The organism is Gallintestinimicrobium sp. (assembly GCF_046968865.1).
Lineage (GTDB): Bacteria > Bacillota > Clostridia > Lachnospirales > Lachnospiraceae > Gallintestinimicrobium > Gallintestinimicrobium propionicum.
In genome coordinates this window covers 330,169-348,886 of record NZ_JBKVPW010000001.1, presented here as the reverse complement: position 1 = coordinate 348,886, position 18,718 = coordinate 330,169, and the positions used below count along the sequence as shown (strand labels likewise).

General features: G+C 47.0%; 23 protein-coding genes. All 23 read left to right on the top strand.

Features of this window, described 5'->3' with window-relative positions:
• The first annotated feature begins 17 nt into the window (after window positions 1–17).
• Window positions 18–206, top strand: a complete 189-nt coding sequence (locus tag ACLTOQ_RS01485; RefSeq protein ID WP_242997832.1) for a DUF6133 family protein — start codon at window positions 18–20, stop codon at window positions 204–206.
• Window positions 207–293: 87 nt separating this feature from the next.
• Window positions 294–572: a SpoVG family protein gene (locus tag ACLTOQ_RS01480; RefSeq protein WP_243253381.1), complete on the top strand. Its 279-nt coding sequence runs from the start codon at window positions 294–296 to the stop codon at window positions 570–572.
• 38 nt (window positions 573–610) lie between these two features.
• Window positions 611–1,456 carry a conjugal transfer protein TrbL family protein gene (locus ACLTOQ_RS01475; RefSeq protein WP_195523031.1) on the top strand — a complete coding sequence of 282 codons (846 nt, stop codon included), beginning with the start codon at window positions 611–613 and terminating at the stop codon, window positions 1,454–1,456.
• A 29-nt stretch (window positions 1,457–1,485) separates the two neighbouring features.
• Window positions 1,486–1,695 (top strand): mercury transporter, encoded by a 210-nt coding sequence (locus ACLTOQ_RS01470; protein WP_195523030.1) that lies wholly within the window; start codon window positions 1,486–1,488, stop codon window positions 1,693–1,695.
• Window positions 1,696–1,704: 9 nt separating this feature from the next.
• A complete protein-coding gene (locus ACLTOQ_RS01465; protein ID WP_055169931.1) occupies window positions 1,705–2,055 on the top strand; it encodes a hypothetical protein in 351 nt (116 codons plus the stop codon).
• A gap of 102 nt (window positions 2,056–2,157) precedes the next feature.
• Complete coding sequence (gene dcm, locus ACLTOQ_RS01460) at window positions 2,158–3,639, top strand: DNA (cytosine-5-)-methyltransferase (RefSeq protein WP_195523029.1); 1,482 nt, start codon at window positions 2,158–2,160, stop codon at window positions 3,637–3,639.
• Window positions 3,629–4,198: an MT-A70 family methyltransferase gene (locus tag ACLTOQ_RS01455; protein WP_242997811.1), complete on the top strand. Its 570-nt coding sequence runs from the start codon at window positions 3,629–3,631 to the stop codon at window positions 4,196–4,198. Before dcm ends, ACLTOQ_RS01455 begins: the two co-directional genes overlap by 11 nt.
• Window positions 4,199–4,287: 89 nt before the next feature.
• Window positions 4,288–4,785, top strand: a complete 498-nt coding sequence (locus tag ACLTOQ_RS01450; RefSeq protein WP_412318511.1) for a prepilin peptidase — start codon at window positions 4,288–4,290, stop codon at window positions 4,783–4,785.
• Window positions 4,786–4,924: 139 nt separating this feature from the next.
• On the top strand, window positions 4,925–5,758 hold the full coding sequence (cpaB, locus tag ACLTOQ_RS01445) for a Flp pilus assembly protein CpaB (protein ID WP_195523028.1): 834 nt from the start codon (window positions 4,925–4,927) through the stop codon (window positions 5,756–5,758).
• A 1-nt stretch (window position 5,759) separates the two neighbouring features.
• Complete coding sequence (locus tag ACLTOQ_RS01440; protein ID WP_158564698.1) at window positions 5,760–6,593, top strand: ATP-binding protein; 834 nt, start codon at window positions 5,760–5,762, stop codon at window positions 6,591–6,593.
• 15 nt (window positions 6,594–6,608) lie between these two features.
• Window positions 6,609–7,970, top strand: a complete 1,362-nt coding sequence (locus tag ACLTOQ_RS01435) for an ATPase, T2SS/T4P/T4SS family (protein ID WP_243253380.1) — start codon at window positions 6,609–6,611, stop codon at window positions 7,968–7,970.
• A gap of 72 nt (window positions 7,971–8,042) precedes the next feature.
• Window positions 8,043–8,975 (top strand): type II secretion system F family protein, encoded by a 933-nt coding sequence (locus tag ACLTOQ_RS01430; RefSeq protein WP_195523027.1) that lies wholly within the window; start codon window positions 8,043–8,045, stop codon window positions 8,973–8,975.
• Window positions 8,976–8,989: 14 nt separating this feature from the next.
• On the top strand, window positions 8,990–9,865 hold the full coding sequence (locus ACLTOQ_RS01425; protein ID WP_195523026.1) for a secretion protein F: 876 nt from the start codon (window positions 8,990–8,992) through the stop codon (window positions 9,863–9,865).
• A gap of 11 nt (window positions 9,866–9,876) precedes the next feature.
• The gene (locus ACLTOQ_RS01420; RefSeq protein ID WP_195523025.1) at window positions 9,877–10,287 is read left to right on the top strand and encodes a DUF4320 family protein; all 411 of its coding nucleotides are present in this window, start codon (window positions 9,877–9,879) and stop codon (window positions 10,285–10,287) included.
• A 106-nt stretch (window positions 10,288–10,393) separates the two neighbouring features.
• Window positions 10,394–10,933 (top strand): hypothetical protein, encoded by a 540-nt coding sequence (locus ACLTOQ_RS01415; protein WP_412318509.1) that lies wholly within the window; start codon window positions 10,394–10,396, stop codon window positions 10,931–10,933.
• 165 nt (window positions 10,934–11,098) lie between these two features.
• A complete protein-coding gene (locus ACLTOQ_RS01410) occupies window positions 11,099–11,695 on the top strand; it encodes a DUF6550 family protein (protein ID WP_412318508.1) in 597 nt (198 codons plus the stop codon).
• Window positions 11,696–11,847: 152 nt separating this feature from the next.
• The gene (locus ACLTOQ_RS01405; RefSeq protein WP_195523022.1) at window positions 11,848–12,048 is read left to right on the top strand and encodes a hypothetical protein; all 201 of its coding nucleotides are present in this window, start codon (window positions 11,848–11,850) and stop codon (window positions 12,046–12,048) included.
• Window positions 12,049–12,160: 112 nt separating this feature from the next.
• A complete protein-coding gene (locus ACLTOQ_RS01400) occupies window positions 12,161–13,924 on the top strand; it encodes a hypothetical protein (protein WP_412318507.1) in 1,764 nt (587 codons plus the stop codon).
• A 19-nt stretch (window positions 13,925–13,943) separates the two neighbouring features.
• On the top strand, window positions 13,944–14,633 hold the full coding sequence (locus tag ACLTOQ_RS01395) for a hypothetical protein (protein ID WP_195523021.1): 690 nt from the start codon (window positions 13,944–13,946) through the stop codon (window positions 14,631–14,633).
• Complete coding sequence (locus ACLTOQ_RS01390) at window positions 14,633–16,465, top strand: VirB4 family type IV secretion system protein (protein WP_412318506.1); 1,833 nt, start codon at window positions 14,633–14,635, stop codon at window positions 16,463–16,465. Before ACLTOQ_RS01395 ends, ACLTOQ_RS01390 begins: the two co-directional genes overlap by 1 nt.
• A 30-nt stretch (window positions 16,466–16,495) precedes the next feature.
• Window positions 16,496–17,320 (top strand): C39 family peptidase, encoded by an 825-nt coding sequence (locus tag ACLTOQ_RS01385; RefSeq protein WP_412318504.1) that lies wholly within the window; start codon window positions 16,496–16,498, stop codon window positions 17,318–17,320.
• Window positions 17,321–17,339: 19 nt separating this feature from the next.
• Window positions 17,340–18,311, top strand: a complete 972-nt coding sequence (locus tag ACLTOQ_RS01380; RefSeq protein WP_412318502.1) for a hypothetical protein — start codon at window positions 17,340–17,342, stop codon at window positions 18,309–18,311.
• Between the two features lie 17 nt (window positions 18,312–18,328).
• Window positions 18,329–18,694, top strand: coding sequence for an ATP-binding cassette domain-containing protein (locus ACLTOQ_RS01375; protein ID WP_412318500.1), 366 nt, complete (start codon window positions 18,329–18,331; stop codon window positions 18,692–18,694).
• Window positions 18,695–18,718: the final 24 nt, after the last annotated feature.

Sequence of the window (18,718 nt, the reverse complement as noted above, 5' to 3'; positions counted from 1 at the left end):
ATGTAAAGGGTGGACGTATGAGAAAGAAGCTGGCTGACGTTCTTACCAGAAAAGAAGGAGAAGGTTTCGTAGATACCGCATTGAAAATCTTGATTTCTGTTGTGGTTGGTGCGTTGCTGCTGGCAGGGCTCTATGCACTGTTCAAGGACACCATCCTTCCTACCCTGACGCAGAGAATCCAGAACCTCTTTAATTATCAGGGGTAATGATCGTACAGGAAAAAACCATAACGTTCAATGAGAACTGCCTGCCGGGAAACTGGCAGGCAAATTTTATGTAATGGAGGAAAAAGATTGAAAGTAACAGCAAAAATTACAAAGAACTTTACCGATGCAGGTAAGCTGAAAGCATTTGCCACCGTATGTCTGGCAGATGCTTTTTTGGTAACAGGAGTCCGGGTTGTGGAGTGTGAGAAGGGAATCACCGTATTTATGCCCAGTATGAAAGACAAGGAGGATGAATATCGGGATGTATGCTTTCCGATTAAACCGGAGCTTCGCAGTCAGATCAATACAGCAGTATTAAATGCCTACGATGCGAGCTTGAAGGAGAATGAAATGGATGGGGAATAACAGCCAGATAATCTGCGCCACAAGGGAGGTGAAGCGGATTGGAGGTTATACTGGTACTTCTTATCGTGGCAGTCCTGAATGGAGCAGTTGCTTATATTGATGAAATGTTGCAGGAGTTAGTCCCTATGACACTTTATGCCGACCGGTATATGCTGGCGGCAAATGGCGGGAGCATGGTAGATGTACTGTTTGATATCCTGCTTGGGTTTGGCGTATCCATGATTATACTGAAATTTCTGAAAAAAGGGTTTGAATGTTATGTCATGTGGACGGACGGGGATCCGGACACAGAGCCAGCCGGTCTTGTCATCCGGTTTATGCAGGCGGTGGCTGTGGCGGTCTGCTTTCCCATCGTCTACGGATGGATGGCAGAAATCACACAGGGATTGATTGATGACCTGATGGCAGCGATAGGAGCAGCCACCGATTATGACTGGCAGGAGTGGGTAAACGGCATCTCATCCTTGGGACTGACAACAGCAATCTTCGGACTCATCTTTGTTGTCTGCTATTTTATCCTGTATTTCCAGTTCCTGATGAGGGGACTGGAAATCATGATCCTGCGGATTGGGATGCCTATGGCGTGTGTGGGGCTTCTGGATAACGATAAGGGCGTATTCAAGACCTATATCAACAAGTTCTTTCAGAGTACCCTTGCGGTGGTTATTCAGATCTGTCTTTGCAAGCTGGGCGTAGGTATGATGCTGAATATCGGAATCAATATGAATGTATTTTGGGGAATGGCGTGTATGGTGCTTGCCATTAAGACGCCGTCCTTCCTGAGAGAGTTTCTTGTGCCTGCTGGCGGCAGTGGAGGCGGAGTCATCAACAATGTTTACCATTCCGTGCGGTTAGTTGGCATGGTAAAGGGTATGGCAAAGTAAATGGCGTTAGTTTGAAAGGATGGAACGGTTTGAAATTAGATGATATTTCCATAGCCATAATCAGCCTAATCCGTGCGGGAGCGGTATTCCGCTTTGTCTATTGCATGGTGCGTTTGCAGGGTGCGGAGGAAGAACAGGCGCAGTACCGGAAAAGGGCAAAGAATACGGTATTGTTCTATATCGTTGCGGAGAGCATCTGGCAGATAAAGGACATTGTTATGTATTATTATGGGTCATGAGAAGTTCCCATGTTGCGGGACTGGAAAGGAGGAATTACGGAAGAACAGAAGTGGGAGCTGTATATCCCCAGTGGGGTAAAAGCGGAAAATGAATTATTTAATGGTTTTGGACGGAGGGAGCTTTTGCAGAGTATCGCAGGCTCCCTCTTTGGCGGTGCAGTAGCCGCCGTTATCTGGCTGTGTTCTAATAACGTAGCATTTACCGTGGTTGCGGTTCTGACGGGTATCTTTGGGAGTGTGATGATGTGTACCAAAGACCAGAATAATCAGAGCGTAGTCGATCAGGTGGGCAATATGATACGTTTTGCAAGGAGCCAGCAGATTTATCCCTATCGCGCTTTGAGCGAATGGGGCACATGATGAAGTAAGAAACGATTCTACCAATTCAATATGGATGCTATTCTACCGGACCAGAGGAAAAAGGAATTGTGAATACCTATCAAACCATAACAGGAGGTCTGTTTGGAATTTTTAGATTTATTCAGTGGAATAGGCGGCTTTAGAAGAGGATTGGAACGAAGCGGACATAGATGTATCGGTCATGTAGAGATCGACAAGTATGCGAACATCAGTTACATGGCAATGTACGGACTTTCCTACTGCAAGTACGGAAAATGCGGGGAAGGAAACTGTTGCCGGATATGCAGTAAGGAGGTAAGAGAACACTGTGACGGAAGTAAATGCACGGGCGAGTGGTTCGCCAAAGATATTAAACAGCTTACAGCAGGAGAGATTCCAAGAGCTGAAATCTGGACTTTCGGATTTCCTTGCACAGATATCTCCCTGTCAGGAAAGCGGGCAGGTCTTGCCGGAGAACGAAGTGGACTATTTTTTACAGTCGCTGGTCTGCTCAAAAGCACGCCTACCAAAGATAAACCCCGCTTCCTTATCGTTGAGAACGTTAAGCATCTGTTGTCAAGCGAGAGAGGCGGGGATTTTACCGCCGTTCTGTTTAACTTATGGGAAGCAGGGTATGACCTTGAATGGCAGTGTGTCAACAGTAAGGATTTCGGAGTCCCCCAGCACAGGGAGAGAGTGTACCTTGTTGGATATCTTGGAGGAATCCGTGGACGAAAAGTATTTCCTGTCAGCGGAACAAACACAGCGGTTGTTAAAAAAGTTATAGGAGGCTATCAGGGAGAGCGTGTCTATGATGCGGATGGGATTTCCGTTACCCTGACAGCGGACGGCGGCGGTGTCGGAGGAAAGACAGGGCTGTATCTGTGCGGGACAAAGAAGCCGGAGGAATGGATGGAGTGCCTGAAAGAGAATGGAAATGAGGAATGCGGAGCAAAGAACTATGCCGGTTTCCTCACACAGAAGAAAGAGCCGGATATGACAAGGACTTCACGGTGTCTGGTGTCTCATTATAACGCTGGGATAACGAGGTTTGGGGAAAGCTCCGGTGTGCTGCACTGTAAAGCCTGTGACGGAAAGTGCGTGCAGGCGAGAGCAGCACTTACGCCGGAGAGGGAGAACAAGCGGCAGAATGGACGAAGGTTTAAGAATGTTGGAGAGCCGGGATTTACCCTGACGGCGGTTGACCGCCATGGCGTGATGATGCTGCAGTGTCCATATTATGCCGGAATGCCTATTCGGGAAGCAACCAAGCAGGGATACGTAATCGCAAGGCATGGGGATGGGGTCAACCTGTCTTATCCGAACAGCACAGTAAGCAGAGGGCGGGTAGGTAAGCAGTGCGCCCAGACGCTTGTGACAGGTGGGAGCATGGGAGTGGTAGTATACTGTCGCATCCGCAGGCTCACACCGAGAGAGTGTTTCCGGTTACAGGCATTTGAAGATTTCCTGTTTGACCGTGCAAAGGCGGCAGGAGTCAGTGATGCACAGTTCTATAAGCAGGCGGGAAATTCCGTGACAGTCAATATCGTCTATGAGATAGGACTGCGGCTTGCGGAAATGGAGGCGGGCATCCTTGAAGTTTAACATTCTGTATGTGGATCCTCCTTGGGCTTATAAGGTTTACAGTAAGAAAGGACAGGGACGCTCCGCCGAAAATCACTATCGTACTATGAATGTTGAGGACATCTATGGGCTGGATATCCAGTCCATAGCGGCGGATGACTGCATTCTGTTTCTATGGGTGACATTCCCCTGTCTGGAACAGGGATTAGAAACAATCCGAAGATGGGGATTTACTTATAAGACACTTGGATTCTGCTGGGTAAAGCGGTGCAGGAAGCAACAGGAAAAATGGTTCTGGGGACTTGGCTTCTGGACGAGGGCAAACCCGGAGCTGTGCCTGATAGCTACAAAAGGACAGCCGAAACGAGTGTCAAAGGCAGTACACTGCATCGTAGATACACCGGTGGAGGAACACAGCAAAAAACCGGATATTGTCAGGGAGAAAATCGTAGAGCTGGCGGGTGATCTGCCAAGGGCAGAACTGTTTGCAAGAAACGAATATCCCGGATGGGTATGTGTGGGAAATGAGATTGATGGAATGGATATCAGAGACAGCCTGCGGATGCTGAAAGAAAGGTAAGGAAGGAGAATGTTTTGATATGGTTTCTTGAATCACATAGTTTTCTGGTGGCAGTATCAGCAAGTTTCCTTTTTGGAATTTTGCTGGATATGCTGCTGAAAAAACTGACCGGCTCTGAAAAAATCGGATATGTGGCGGTTACAGCTGCGGCTGTTACCGCCGTATTTATTGGAGCGTATGGAACGACTTTACATGCACTTGCCTGTATTTTAACGGGGCAGGTGCTTTTATTTGCGGCAGAGTATGATTTTGCAACCCATACCGTGCCGGACTATGTACCGGTCCTTATACTGATGACCGGATTACTGGAGGTAGAATTTGCCCCAGCACTTCTGGGGCTTGTTCTTGTGCCGCTGCCCTTTGTGGTGGCGGCACTGGTGAAAGAGGGAAGCATTGGCGGCGGGGACATCAAACTGATGGGTGCCTGCGGCTTTGTGCTGGGCGTAAAGCGGGGATATATCGCACTGATGCTGGGGCTGTTTCTGGCAGTCCTGTTTCAGACGGCGTATGCAAAGAAAGAGGACAAAGGATTTGCAATGGCGCCGTATCTGGCATTGGGATGCCTGCTTGCCATGCTGCCTGCATAAAAGCGTGAGAAGAAGTTCTAATGCTCACAGCAAAGGCTGTTTCACAAAGAACTTCTACGGTTTGCAGGCAAACCTTTCTCACGCTGAAGAACGCAAAACCAGCGTTCTTCCCAAATAGATAGAATTGGAGGAAAGAAAAGTGAAAAATTTATTGAAGAACCGTATTGTGATTGGACTGATCTGTATCATCCTTTCGCTGATTATCTGCTTCGGTCTTACCCCGATGTTCAACAATGCACTGAAATCGAAGGTATCCCTGATCCGCGTAAATACGGAAATTCACAAAGGCGACCAGATTACGGAGAAGATGTTTACTACCGTGGAAGTAGGCGGCTATAACCTGCCCGGTAACGTGGTTTACAAAGCAGAGGATGTGGTTGGCAAATACGCTAATACCGACCTTTACAAAGGAGATTATATTCTGGAGAGTAAGCTGTCAGATACTCCTATGTTAAAGAATGCCTATCTCAGTAAATTAAATGGGGAGAACCGTGCAATCTCCGTCAGTATTAAATCTTTTGCAGCCGGTCTGTCCGGGAAACTGGAGGCCGGTGATATTGTAACCCTGATCGCCTCGGATGTGGGGGAAAAGAGGGAAACACTTGTACTGCCTGAGCTTCAGTATGTAGAGATCATAGCAACTACGGCAAGCAGCGGAACGGACAATGATGTGCAGGCTGATGTGGAGGACGGAGAGGAACAGGAACTGGCGTCTACTATTACCGTGCTTGCAACGCCGGAGCAGGCAAGGCTTCTTGCAGAACTGGAACAGACCGGAAAACTTCATGCAGCCTTGGTATTCCGTGGGGACAGCACACAGGCCGAAAAGTTTTTGGATGAACAGCAGAAAGTCTTAGAAGAACTGTATACAGAAGAATTGGAAGGGGAAGCGGAAACAGCAGAAACAGACACAGAGGAGGAAAAGGAAGAACCTATTGTGGATGATGTAGAAGTGAATGCAGGAGGACAGTAGGATGGAACATGGAAATATGCTTGCTATTGTAGGAAGCCCCGGCAGCGGAAAGACTACTCTGGCGGTAAAGCTGGCGGCAGAAATAGCGAAGAAAAAGAAAAATGTGGTTGTGGTATGCAGTGACCCCTTTGTGCCTTCTGTGCCGTTCCTGCTTCCTATGGATACGGAGCAGGAGGTTTCATTGGGTGCGCTTCTGACGGCTCCGTCATTGACACAAAACAAGATACTGGAAGCCTGTGTGCCTGTCACTGCAAATGAATATATCAGTCTGCTGGGGTACAGGATGGGGGAAAACCTGATGTCCTATCCCAAGGTTACAAGAGAGAGGGCAGTGGAATTTCTTGTGTGCCTGCGGCATCTGGCTGATTATGTGATTTTGGACTGTACTTCTGTCTTTGAAGCGGATGTGTTTTCCATTCTTGCCATGGAGATGGCAGACCGGGTACTGCGTGTGGGAACTTCCAATCTGCGGGGAATATCCTACTTCAAATCCCATGCGGGTATGCTGGAAGGACGGGCAGACAATGGAAAATATATAAGTGCCATCGGGAACTTTAAGACCGGGCAGGAATGGGAAGCAGCCGCAGGACAGTATGGCGGAGTAGGCTTTGTATTCCCGTATGTGGCGGAACTGGAGAAACAGTATGATGAGGCAAGTCTGTGGAATGGGTTGACTTCCAAGGAAGCTGGTCCTTTTCAGACGGAGGTCAAAAAAGTTCTGGTTGAGGTCTTTGGACTGTATGAGACAAAACAGGGTGAAAACAAGCCGGGGGCAGAGAAAAAGAAACTGGTAGTGCGCAGCCCCTTTGTCTGGAAAAACAAGGGAGAATTTTAAGCAGGAGGAAAAGAATTGCAGGAAATATTAAACATACATGAAACTGCCGGGATGTTAAACAAAAGTGTGGTATACCGCACTTTTCCGGAAGTATTGAAGGATGTGCAGGAGTACATATCCAAGAACTTTGCTTCCGTGCTTCGTGACAACCCGGACGAGAACCGGGAACTGATTGAATCCTATATCGGGAAATATCTGGAACAGAGCAACGTGGGTGTAGAGGGAATGGAGCAGGCAGAACTCTGCGATCTTCTTTATGGGGAGATGACAGGCTTTTCTTTCCTGACACGTTATCTGTACCGGGATGATGTGGAGGAAATCAATATCAACCAGTGGCGGGATGTCAAGATTACTTATTCTACCGGCGAGATTATCCCGGCAAAGGAGCATTTTAACAGTGCCGGTCATGCGGTCGATGTTATCCGAAGGCTCCTGCATAAGTCAGGCATGATTTTTGACAATGCACAGACTATTGTGGTGGGACATTTGAATAACAAGATCCGTATCACGGTTATGGGCGATGGTGTCATTGATAAGGAAAAAGGGCTGGCAGTGTCTATCCGTATTGTAAATCCGAGGAAGCTGACAAAAGGGCAGTTTGTAGGTTTTGGAACTGCCACAGGGGAAATGCTGGATCTGCTTTCCATGTGCTTTACCCATGGTGTATCCATGTGCATAACAGGGGCGACTTCTTCGGGAAAGACTACGCTGATGAGCTGGATATTGGGTGAAGTGCCGTACAGCAAGCGTATTGTTACCATAGAGCAGGGATGCCGTGAGTTTGATCTGACTGCCGTTGACGAGGAAGGAAATGTGCTGAATAACGTGGTGCATCTGGTGACAAGGTTTTCTGATGATCCGAGACAGAATATTGACATGGTAAAGCTGCTGGAAACCACCCTTACCATCAATCCGGATTGTATCGCAGTAGCGGAGATGAAGGGCGGGGAGAGTATGCAGGCTATCAATGCCGCCAATACCGGGCATTCCGTGATTACCACTATTCACGCCAATTCCTGCGAAGATACCTATTACCGTATGGTTACGCTGTGCAAGCAGGAACAGCCGGGGATGGATGATGCCACGCTGCAGAACCTTGCCACAAAAGCATTTCCGATTGTGGCATTTGCAAAAAGGCTGGAGGACAATTCCCGAAGGATTATGGAGATAACGGAATGTGAGACATTGCAGGACGGAAGGAAGAAGATGCGTACCCTGTACAGGTTCAATATTACAGACAATATCATTGTAGAGGGAAAGCCCAAGATTATAGGACATTATGAGAAGGTGGAGAATCTTTCGGAAGGCTTGCAAAAGCGGCTCCGTGAGAACGGACTGCCTTTAAAGATGCAGGAGCAACTTTTGGCGAAGCGTTAGGAAGTGCCGGATATGCGGCGTATGGAATGTGAAGATTATGAAGAATTACTGGAAGAAATGGAGGTATGACCTATGACATTACTTGTGACCATTGCCTTTATCATGGCAGTGGCGGGATGTTTTATCATGCTGGAGCTGTCACCGTTTGCGTTTTTGGAGGGCTTATCGGGGTATTTAAGACCCAAAAATCACAGCATGAAGAACCGGATCAAAGAGAGTAAAAAGAAGAAAGAGCCGAAAGGACTGAAACTGTTGTTTGAAGAAATAAAGGAAATCTTGCGGCTGACCGGGAAAAGCGAACAGTTTATCATGCTGTGCGTGCTTGCCATGATTTTATTCGTGTTGGGCGTGATGATTGCCCTTACCATGAATAACGTGCTGATGGTGCCGGTGCTGGCAGTGGGCTTTGCACTTTTACCGTTTTATTATGTGAAATTTACGGCATCCAAGCATAAGAAGCAGATCAATACGGAGCTGGAAACGGCTTTATCCATGATTACCACCAGTTACCTGCGGAACAAGAATACCATTATTCGGGCAATCGAGGAAAATCTGCCCTACTTAAATCCGCCGGTATCGGAAGTGTTCCGGAACTTTCTCATGGAGGCGAAACTAATCAATTCCAACACAGCGGAAGCTTTGGAAGGATTGAAAAAGGGGATGGATAATGCGGTATTCCATGAGTGGGTGGATGCAGTGGTTGCCTGTCAGGATGATTACAACCTGAAGAACACCCTGCCGCCCATTGTGTCGAAGCTGTCGGATATGCGTGTGGTGTCATCGGAACTTGATCTGCTGATTTATGAACCGGTAAAGGAGTACATCACTATGATCATCCTGCTTTTAGGAAGCATCCCCCTGCTTTACTTTCTGAATAAGGACTGGTATGAGACACTGATGTTTACCGGCTTTGGAAAGGTGCTGCTTGCCATCAGCGGAACAGTGGTATTTATATCCGTGGCGGCAGTATCAAAACATATCAGACCCATTGAGTATAAGAGGTAGGAGGAAAACAATATATGCAGAACATGATTTTACTGCTCTTTGCCGTGTTTTTTACGGCAGGGAGCTATTTTATTCTTGCGGAAGTCTTTAAAGTACCCACTTACCGCACCAGCCGGGCAATCCTGACCGTGGGGAAAAAGCAGAAGAAGCAGGCGAGAAGTTCGGATGCCTTTATCATGGAATTATCCAGCAAAATCGCCCGCTTCCTGCCCATAGATGAGTATAAAAAGCGTAAGCTGGCGGCAACGCTTCGTTCCGCAGAAATTCCAATGACTCCGGAACTGTATATGGCGCAAGCCTATGTAAAGGCAGGGCTAATATTCGTTTGTATCATACCCTGTCTGCTAACGGTTCCGCTTTTATTTCCCGTCTTTCTGGTTTTGGGGATAGGGACATTCTTTTCCGAGAGCGGAAAAGCGGAAAAAATGGTAAAAAAGCGGAGAGAAGAAATCGAGTTTGAACTGCCGAGGTTTGTAGCGACCATTACGCAGGAGCTGATGGCAAGCCGTGACATCCTTTCCATGCTGGAGACTTACCAGAAGAATGCAGGCCCGGCACTAAGGAATGAACTTGCCATTACTACGGCTGATATGCGGACGGGTAACTACGAAGCGGCACTTACCAGACTGGAAGCAAGGGTATCAAGTGCTATGCTTTCCGATGTGGTAAGGGGATTAATCGGGTGCATCCGGGGAGATGACGGCGTAACCTTCTTCCGTATGCTGTCCCATGACATGAAGCAGCTTGAAGTACAGAGACTGAAACGGCTTGCCATGGAGCGGCCGCCGAAAATCAGGAGATATTCTTTCTTACTGCTGGCCTGTATGCTTCTGATTTATATGGGAGTTATGGGTTATCAGATACTCGGAACAATGTCGGGAATGTTTTAGGAGGAGCAGCCATGAAAAGAAGAATAAGAGATGTGTGCCGAAACCGCAGGGGAGAGGGGTACATTGATGTTGCAATCGGGATCTTTTGTCTGATGCTGGTAGTGGCTCTTGCCATGACATTGTTTCCGGTCTTTATGAAGAAACAGCAGCTTGATTCCTTTGCGGAGAGAATAGTCAGGCAGGCAGAAATCGTGGGGAGTACGGATGTGTCCGGCAGGATTGCACAGTTAAAGCAGGAAACGGGACTTGATCCGCAGATACAGTGGGACTGTGATTATTACAGCGGGAATAAGGTGCAGTTAAACGGAGACATCCAAGTGACACTGACGCAGAGGGTGGATATCGGTTTCTTTGTGTTTGGTTCCTTTCCCATTGAACTGAAAGCGAGGGCAAGCGGTAAGAGTGAAGTCTATTATAAGTGACCAAGAAATGAAGTTTCTCTAAGGCATCAAAGAACGCTGCCTAAGAGAAACTAAATCATTTCTGGAAGAATGGCTCTGCCATTCTTCGCAGATGAGAGGCAAGAGAATGAGAAAAATAAGAAAACTGGTAATGGATAAAAAAGGTATGTCCTATCCGCTTACGGTGGCGTTGGTGCTGGCATTGCTGATTGCGTTATGTGTGCTGGCAGAGTTCTTCCGGCTTTCCATTATCGCCTATGGGGTACGGAATGCCTTGCAGGAATCCGTTATATCCGTGGCGACCACCAACTATAATGAGGTCTATGACGGACTCAGGGAGGGGTACAGTGGCGGCTACTTTATGACAGGGGACTGCTGGGAGGAAACACTGGATTACGGAGATGTGTATACCCGGCTTGACCGCCTGCTTGGTACGAACCCTGATGGAGCGTATCATGTGAAATGGCAGGGAAATGGATATGAATACCGGGTAACGGATTTGAATGTATCAATCAGCAATACACCCTTTGCACCGGGTAACGCCAGCCAGAATTTTGAAGCGGATGTTTCGGTGCAGTTGGAGATACCTTTATCTTTCGGATGGGAGGCTCTGCCGCCTGTCCGTATGACGATCAGAGCAAAAGCTGCCTATATGCCCAAGTTTTGAAAAACAATAGACAGGAGTGCAGGCATTATGGTAGATTGAAGAAAAAGTTTCTGATCTGCCGGGAAATGTCTGGACGCATTCAAAAGTCTATTGTATGATGGAGTTGGATAAAAGTAGGACAGCATTTGCCGTAAAAGTGATTTTATGGAAAGTGAGGTCTTTTAGATGAAAAAAGAATATGATAAGAAAAAGAAACTGGTGATTTTTATACTTACAGCAGTGGCGGTATGCCTTGCTGGAGGGTTGTGTTTCTATCTGGTAAAGATTGGAACGCCGAAAGAGCCGGAAAAGGAGCCTGTGCAACAGGTCACGGAGCAGATGGAAGTGACTGTTCCTGAAATTGATATTACCAAGAAGCCAGAGGCTTTGGAAGAAACCAAGTCGGAAGCAGCCGAAAGCAGCGGACAGGAAACAGAGCAGCCGGAAAGCAGTGAGTCGGAAACAGTAGACATCCATACAGGAAGTGAACAGGGCGGGGATGACAGTGGGAAGTCCCGGACCAAGGAGGATGCCCAGCCCCCGGCAGAGAAACCGGAGGTCAAGGATACGGATGCAGCCGAGAATCCGGAGCAGCCGCCCCAGTATGAGCCGGAGGTGACGGAACCGGAACAGAAGCCGGAAGAACCGGCAGGGGGTAGCACCAACGACAGCGGGCAGGTATTTGTTCCGGGCTATGGATATGTAGACCAGCCGGGCGCACCGCAGGGAGAGTCCGCAGGTTCTGACGGAGACTGGAACAAGCAGATTGGTGACATGAATTAAACAGAGTAAGGATTATATTTGGGAGTATGGTGCAGGTCATGATCTTTTTCTGTTTATTCGTCGGGAAAGTGCCTTGACACGTTGTGACGTAACATGGTATAACGAAATAACTAAGTATACTTTTACGTCATAATAAACAAGAGGATGAATAAATGGGAGATATAGTTAAGAAAAACAATACCATGCCGATAGTACCAACAACCAAACCAGATAAAGTGGAAACGTATGGGGGAAAGCAAACAGCGCGTGTTACCAAGATTTTTAAACAGTCAGACGGTTCTACAGTCAAAGCAACAAAAAAAATTAACAAAGACGGTTCTATTACCGACAAAATCGAGCATAGACATATGTAAATTTATAATCTTATATCTATTTTTATAAATTGTTTTAAACGCTTATTACAAGTTCCCAGTGAGGTTATCTCGCTGGGAATTTTTGCAGTTAAAAAACTTTGGAGGAAAAAATTTGAAAAAAACATTTATGGTAGTATTCCTGACACTTATCATGCTGCTGTCAGGTACGTTGACCGCCTATGCAGAGGGAAGCGGAAACGTGGATGGTGGTGGAGGGGGACTGAATCAGGGAACGAAAGCCTATAACTGGCCGGGCAACTCTTATCAGGGGGTGCGTGTAACGGTGGTAGATGCAGAGTCCGGCGGGACTGTGGCGGGACCCATGGATTTTTCCAATAAGAATCTGTCGTCTGTTGCAGGCAATATGTTCAGTTTTGGAAAAGTCAGCAAGATGCAGTACCGCAATGGAGCAGCGTTGACATTACAGACATCGGGCTATACTTACTATACACCTGATAACCCCATGCCCCAGATTATATCCAGCAATAGTAGTAAGGCGAGTATCGCACAGATCAAGAGGTACTTCTGTTCGGAAGGGGCGGCATCCATGGTAGCAGGAAAGGCGGGCATAGATGTGGTAACACTTACAAATGGTTCCTATAAACTGGTGATCGAACCGGTTATCTATCTAATCTATAACAATCTTTATTTTGCCATGACGACCACCGAGGCCGGGCTTTATAACCGGATGGTGGGCGGCGATTTAGGCGCACATTTTCCCACAGTAGTCATGAAGAACCTGGCTCTTGCGTTGTTTTTGGAGAAGGCAGATTTAGGTTTTCCGGCTTATACCGGCTCAAAGACTACGGCAAGGTCAACGGATGAAATGATACAGACGCTGGGTATCGGTATCATCAGCTACAAGGGCGCACCGCCCACGGAAGCGGAGTACGATGCAGTATATCGGATTGATACGGATGTGATTACTTCCACAACGCTGTCAACCACGGGTGAGATCAACAACGATGCTAAGGCAACAGTGACCTTTTCCATAGGCGGCAGGAGCTATCAGATGTCCGGTGTGGTTATCCCGGAAAACGGGAGTCAGCTTGTGTGGGTAAAATGGCATACACCGTCCGAACCTTGTGAGATTACCATAAACATATCCACAAATAAGGGAAGACTTGCGACTACCACCATCCGGGCAAACGTGGTGGACTTAAATGAGAACCCGCCACCGGATCCCATGGCAGATGACCGTTACAATGGTTACAGCAGACCGTCCTTACCAGCAGGGCAGAATGTGACGAGCCTAAGCTGGGGTATCTGGCGGTGCTGGTGGCACGCTAACTGGGTATGGGTATCTGACTGGGACTGGGAGAGTGGAAGCCATAGCTCCAGTTGTCCGGCGGGCTGTACTTCCAGTCACGGGCATTGGGTAGACAATGGAGAGTGGGAGGATCAGGGCTGGTATGATTATGCCTTAGACACCTATTCGGCATCCTTGTCCACAGCCATGCGTATCACTCCGGATGAAAAGAACCCCACTGCATCAGGAAGCACGTTGAAATCAGGCTATGGCATCAACATGACAGCCACGGCGGATATGCGTTCCGGTGCACCTGCAAGCCATATCACGCAGGTACAGACCTGTGTAGCCTATTTCCCGGAATTTCACTATACCGATTACTGGAGACTGCTGAAGCCGACAAGTCCGGGATATTCTGCACAGTTTGAGTTTCAGAGGAATGAATACAGTACCTATAACAGAAGAACACATTTTACACCGGTCTGGTTCCCGGACGGGAACTATACCGTATATGCACAGGTCATTGACGCATGGACACCAGCGGGGATGCTGCAGATGCACTTGAACGACACCCTGACGATCCATGACAATCTGTTTTCAGACTGGCATGTGCGGCCATTAAATTAAATAGAAATCGGAGGAAGAAATGGAAAGTCTTTTATTTCCCATTATCATGCTTGCCGTCACCTTGATAGGTGGCGGCATTTTGCTTTTATTTTTGAAAACCAGTAAAAAACCCCCGCAGACGGACGCAGGCAGTACGGCCATGCAGACAGCACAGCAGTTCATCAATGTCAAGGACATTCGGGATAAGTACCTGTATACCCGTGGCGGGATGGTATTTATCTATCTGCGGATCCATGCTATCAGTATCGACTTATACAGCAAGTCGGAAAAGAATGTGCTGATTAAGACACTGACAGCAGAGCTTTCCGACATCCAGTACCAGTTCAAGTTCATGGCGTTATCCCGTCCGGTGGATATTTCCCCGCTGATAACGGAGATGAGCGAGATGTTAAAGGAAGCGGAGGACAAAAGAAAAGAGTTGCTTCGTCAGGAAATCTTGCAGATGGGCGGTTTTGCCTTGTCTGGAGAGATTGTGGAAAGACAGTTTTATATCGCATTGTGGGAGAAGCAGGAGGAGGGTATTGAGCGTGACCTGCTAAAACGGGCATCTTTGCTTTGCGAGAAGTTCGCAACTGGCGGCGTGACCTGCGACATATTGACGGAAAAAGAGATCGTCAGGCTGATTAACCTTGTAAACAATCCGTCCTATACCCATCTGGAGGATGCGGAAACGGCGGCAAGTATACCAGTGCTGAAGGGAGTGATGTAATGAGACATGCAGCGCAGACGGTGGAACAGGCACCGGTAAATAGTGCCCTGTTGAACGTAGTGACGCCTATGGGGCTGTCCTTTGAAAAGAACCGTCTTTCCATTGGGGAGAATATCGGAAAGGCATACGGAATTATCCGTTACCCGCAGAAAGTGGATGTGGAATGGCTTTCTAAGCTGACGAACATTCCAAGCACCTTAGTATCTATCGGCTTTAAACCGGTAGATAACGGAACGCTTATCAATGCCATATCAAGAAGTGTAGTACAGCAGAGAGGTCTTGCGGACGGAGCGAAGGATCCCCTGTCAAGACAGCGGGCAGAAAAAGCCGCAGAGGACGGGGAGAAGATTATCATGCAGATTGACAGGGAGGGCGAGACAGTCGGGCTGATGAGTGTGGAGGTTATGCCGGTGGCAAGGGATGAAAAAGAGTTCAAAAAAGCCTGCCGTCGTGCAGAGAGCATAGCCAGCGTAATGAAATGCAAGATGCGGGCGATTCCTAATTTACAGAAAGAGGCTTTTATGCACCTGTCACCTACCTTTCCCAATCATGCCAAGATGGAGAGTATCCTGCAAAGAGTCGTTCCCTTTTCTACCTTTGTGGGAGGCTTTCCTTTCGCCAGCAGCGGTTTTAATGATGGGGAGGGATACTATTTTGCAAAGGACAGAAACGGCGGACTAGTGATTGTGGATACATGGAAGCGCGGTGGAGACAGAACCAACAGCAATTTTTGCGTCATGGGTAATTCCGGTGTGGGAAAGTCCACTGCTATCAAGCATATTCTGTTGTCAGAATATATGAAAGGCACGAGAATTATTGTAATTGATCCCGAATCGGAATATAAAGAGCTGTGCCAGAACTTAAACGGAGACTGGATTAATGCGGCAGGCGGTTCCAAGGGAATGATCAATCCCCTTCAGGTCAGACCGTCACCAAGGGATGATGAAGATGAGAAGGAAGAACTTCGGTTGTACCGGGATGAAGGCTATGGCATGAATGACCTTGCATTACATATGAAGAATCTGGAGATTTTTTTCAGTCTCTACATCCCATCTCTGACGGATATGCAGAAAGCAGTCTTAAAACGATGTCTGGTGGAGCTGTACCAGAAGTTTCACATTACATGGGATACAGATGTTACAAAGCTGGAATCGCAGGACTTCCCGATTTTTTCAGACCTCTATGCACTGGTGCAGGAAAAGACAAAGACAGAAAAGGGAAATCAGGTCTATGCCGAACTTGTCATGCTTTTATATGACATCGCAGAGGGTGCAGACAGCTTTATCTGGAATGGACACACCAGCATTTCCGGCAATTCCCGTTTTACCGTCATGGACACTCACGCCTTGCAGGAAACCGGAGATAATATTAAGCGTACCCAGTATTTCAACATTCTGACCTATGACTGGGAGCAGATGAGCCGTGACAGGGAGGAACGTGTGCTGTTAATCTGTGATGAGGCATATCTTATGATTGATCAGAAAGTGCCGCAGTCCCTTGTGTATCTTAGAAACGTAATGAAACGTGCCAGAAAGTACGAGGCGGCACTGGGTATTATTTCCCACAGCCTTGTGGACTTCCTGCATGAGAGCATCAAACAGTACGGGCAGGCATTGCTTGACATTCCGTGCTATAAGATTTTGATGGGTACAGATGGGAAAAACCTGAAAGAAACCGCAGACCTTTATGATTTGACAGAAGCGGAGCAGGAGCTTCTCTTATCGAGAAAGAGGGGACATGCTTTATTTATGGCAGGAGCGAAGCGGCTTCATATCCAGTTCGATATACCGGAGTACAAATTCAACTATATGGGAAAAGGCGGCGGACGATAAAAAGTCCGCCTTTTGAAAGAAGGTGCAAAGATGGCTGATCCAATTCTGGTGAAGCTGCTGGCAGAGGCAGCTTTACAGGCTGCGAAAGACAGTGAAGGCAAGAACAGACTGCTTGCGATTATCTTAGGTCCTGTCATTTTCCTGCTGCTATTAGTGGCGTTGGTAATGTATCTTGCCACAAGTCCCTTTACCGCTTTGTCTGAATGGCTGGTGGGAGATGAAATTGCCGCGGTGGATGAATTTCAGAAGGACTATGGATATAACAATGATTCCGGTATCTTTGAGAGGGATTTCAGGGAGGCAGACGGGCAGGAATATGACGAGGATATTTTGCTTGGCAGGGAGGGAGAAACACAGGTTGTTTATTATAATCAGTTAGACGAGCGTTGGTCAGATGAACCATACGGGCAGGACAAAATCGGCACACATGGCTGTGGTCCTACCAGCATGAGTATTGTGGTATCTACCCTGACGGGCACAAATGTAAATCCGGTGGAGATGGCTCAGTGGTCCTATGAAAATGGCTATTACTGTCCGGGTGGTGGCTCGTATCACAGTTTGATACCCAAGGCGGCAGAACACTGGGGACTTTCCGTAGATATGAACCTTGAGGGGGAGAATGTGGCAGATGCCCTTGCAGAAGGCAAACTGGTAGTTGCCATTATGTCAAAGGGGCATTTTACAAAAAGCGGACATTTCATCGTGCTGAGGGGAATCAATACAGATGGAAAGGTTTTGGTGGCGGATCCTGCCAGCCTGAAGCGGAGTAATCAGGAGTGGGAGTTGTCACTTATTTTAGAGGAAGCAAGAAAACGGGTAGGAGCAGGCGGTCCGTTTTGGGCTATATCAAACTGAAAAGAGGAGTCGGAAGAAAATGATTTTATATCTATCATCCCAGCAGCACACCAATCTGCTGGATTTTTTGGCAGAGCAGGAAGATGCTTTGCCGGTCAAGAAAATGACAGGGAATTTCATGCTGAAGCAGTTTGTTGTATACGATATGCGGAATTTTTCACATTGCACGGAGCTAGTGTTAGACCGCATTGCCTTTGGTGATGAGGACAGGGATTTTGCCCAGGCCATTGAGGAATTTCTGACGATGTATAATACCAGAATCACAGTTATCTGCGAGGGCTTAAAGGAGAACAATCCATTATTTGGGGCATTGCTTTCCGCAGGCGTGGGAAATATTGTCACCAATGTGGAAATCAGAGGGATGCAGGAGGAAATCCGGCAGTCTCTAAGCAGTCAGGGCATGACAAAATATCATCCCAAGGAACGGAAACAACCAAAAGCACAGGGTGAACATTATCGCTTTATGGCAGATGGAGTCAGAATTGCCTTAGTAAGTTCTCAGAGCCGCATCGGTACGACCACTACTGCTCTTGGCTTCACGTCATGGTTAGGAAGCGTTGGGGCAAGTGTGGCTTATGTGGAGAGGAATGACAGCGGTATTATTTCTTATCTTTCGGATGCTTATGAAATGGACGAGGAAGCAGGCGGGTATCGCTTGGAAAAAATGTGGTATGGAACACAGCCACCTGATGCAGGATTTCACTTTCTGATTGAGGACTATGGAACAGACAGACCGGAGGTGGATACAGATATCCTATTACTTGTCTGTGGCACAAAGCCCTATGAGATTGTACATACCATGAAACTTTTGGAAAAATATGATACGAAGCCAGCTTTTGTACTGTGTCCTTTTGTGGAAGCATCATTGCAGGACACTTATGTGGAAGCATTCCAGACAGATTATCATAAGGTATTCTTCTTGGAATACCAGCCGGACTGCATGAATGGCAGCCCAAACGCAAAGATTTTTAAAATAATTACAAATAAATAGTAGATTTTATTAAAGATTTGCCGAATGGACTGGAAACTGTATTAGGACAGTTAGATAAAGATGGGGAGGAATTATCAGGTGGTCAATGGCAAAAAATAGCTTTTGCAAGAGCTTGTGTAAAAAGTAAAGCAGAAATATTTATTTTTGACGAACCAACAGCTAATATGGATTGTGTTTCTGAAAAAAGAGTTATTAATTTTTTGTTTCGTAATTTGGAAGAAAAAACTTTAATTTTCATAACACATAATTTGGAATTATGCAAATTTTGTGATAGGATAATCGTTATGGATAATGGGGAGATAGTTGAAAATGATTCTTTTTGTAATTTAATGGAAAAAAAAGGAACATATTATGATATGTATAGGAGCCAAACTATACTTTAGCGTTAGGGCGGAGAGAGCATTACA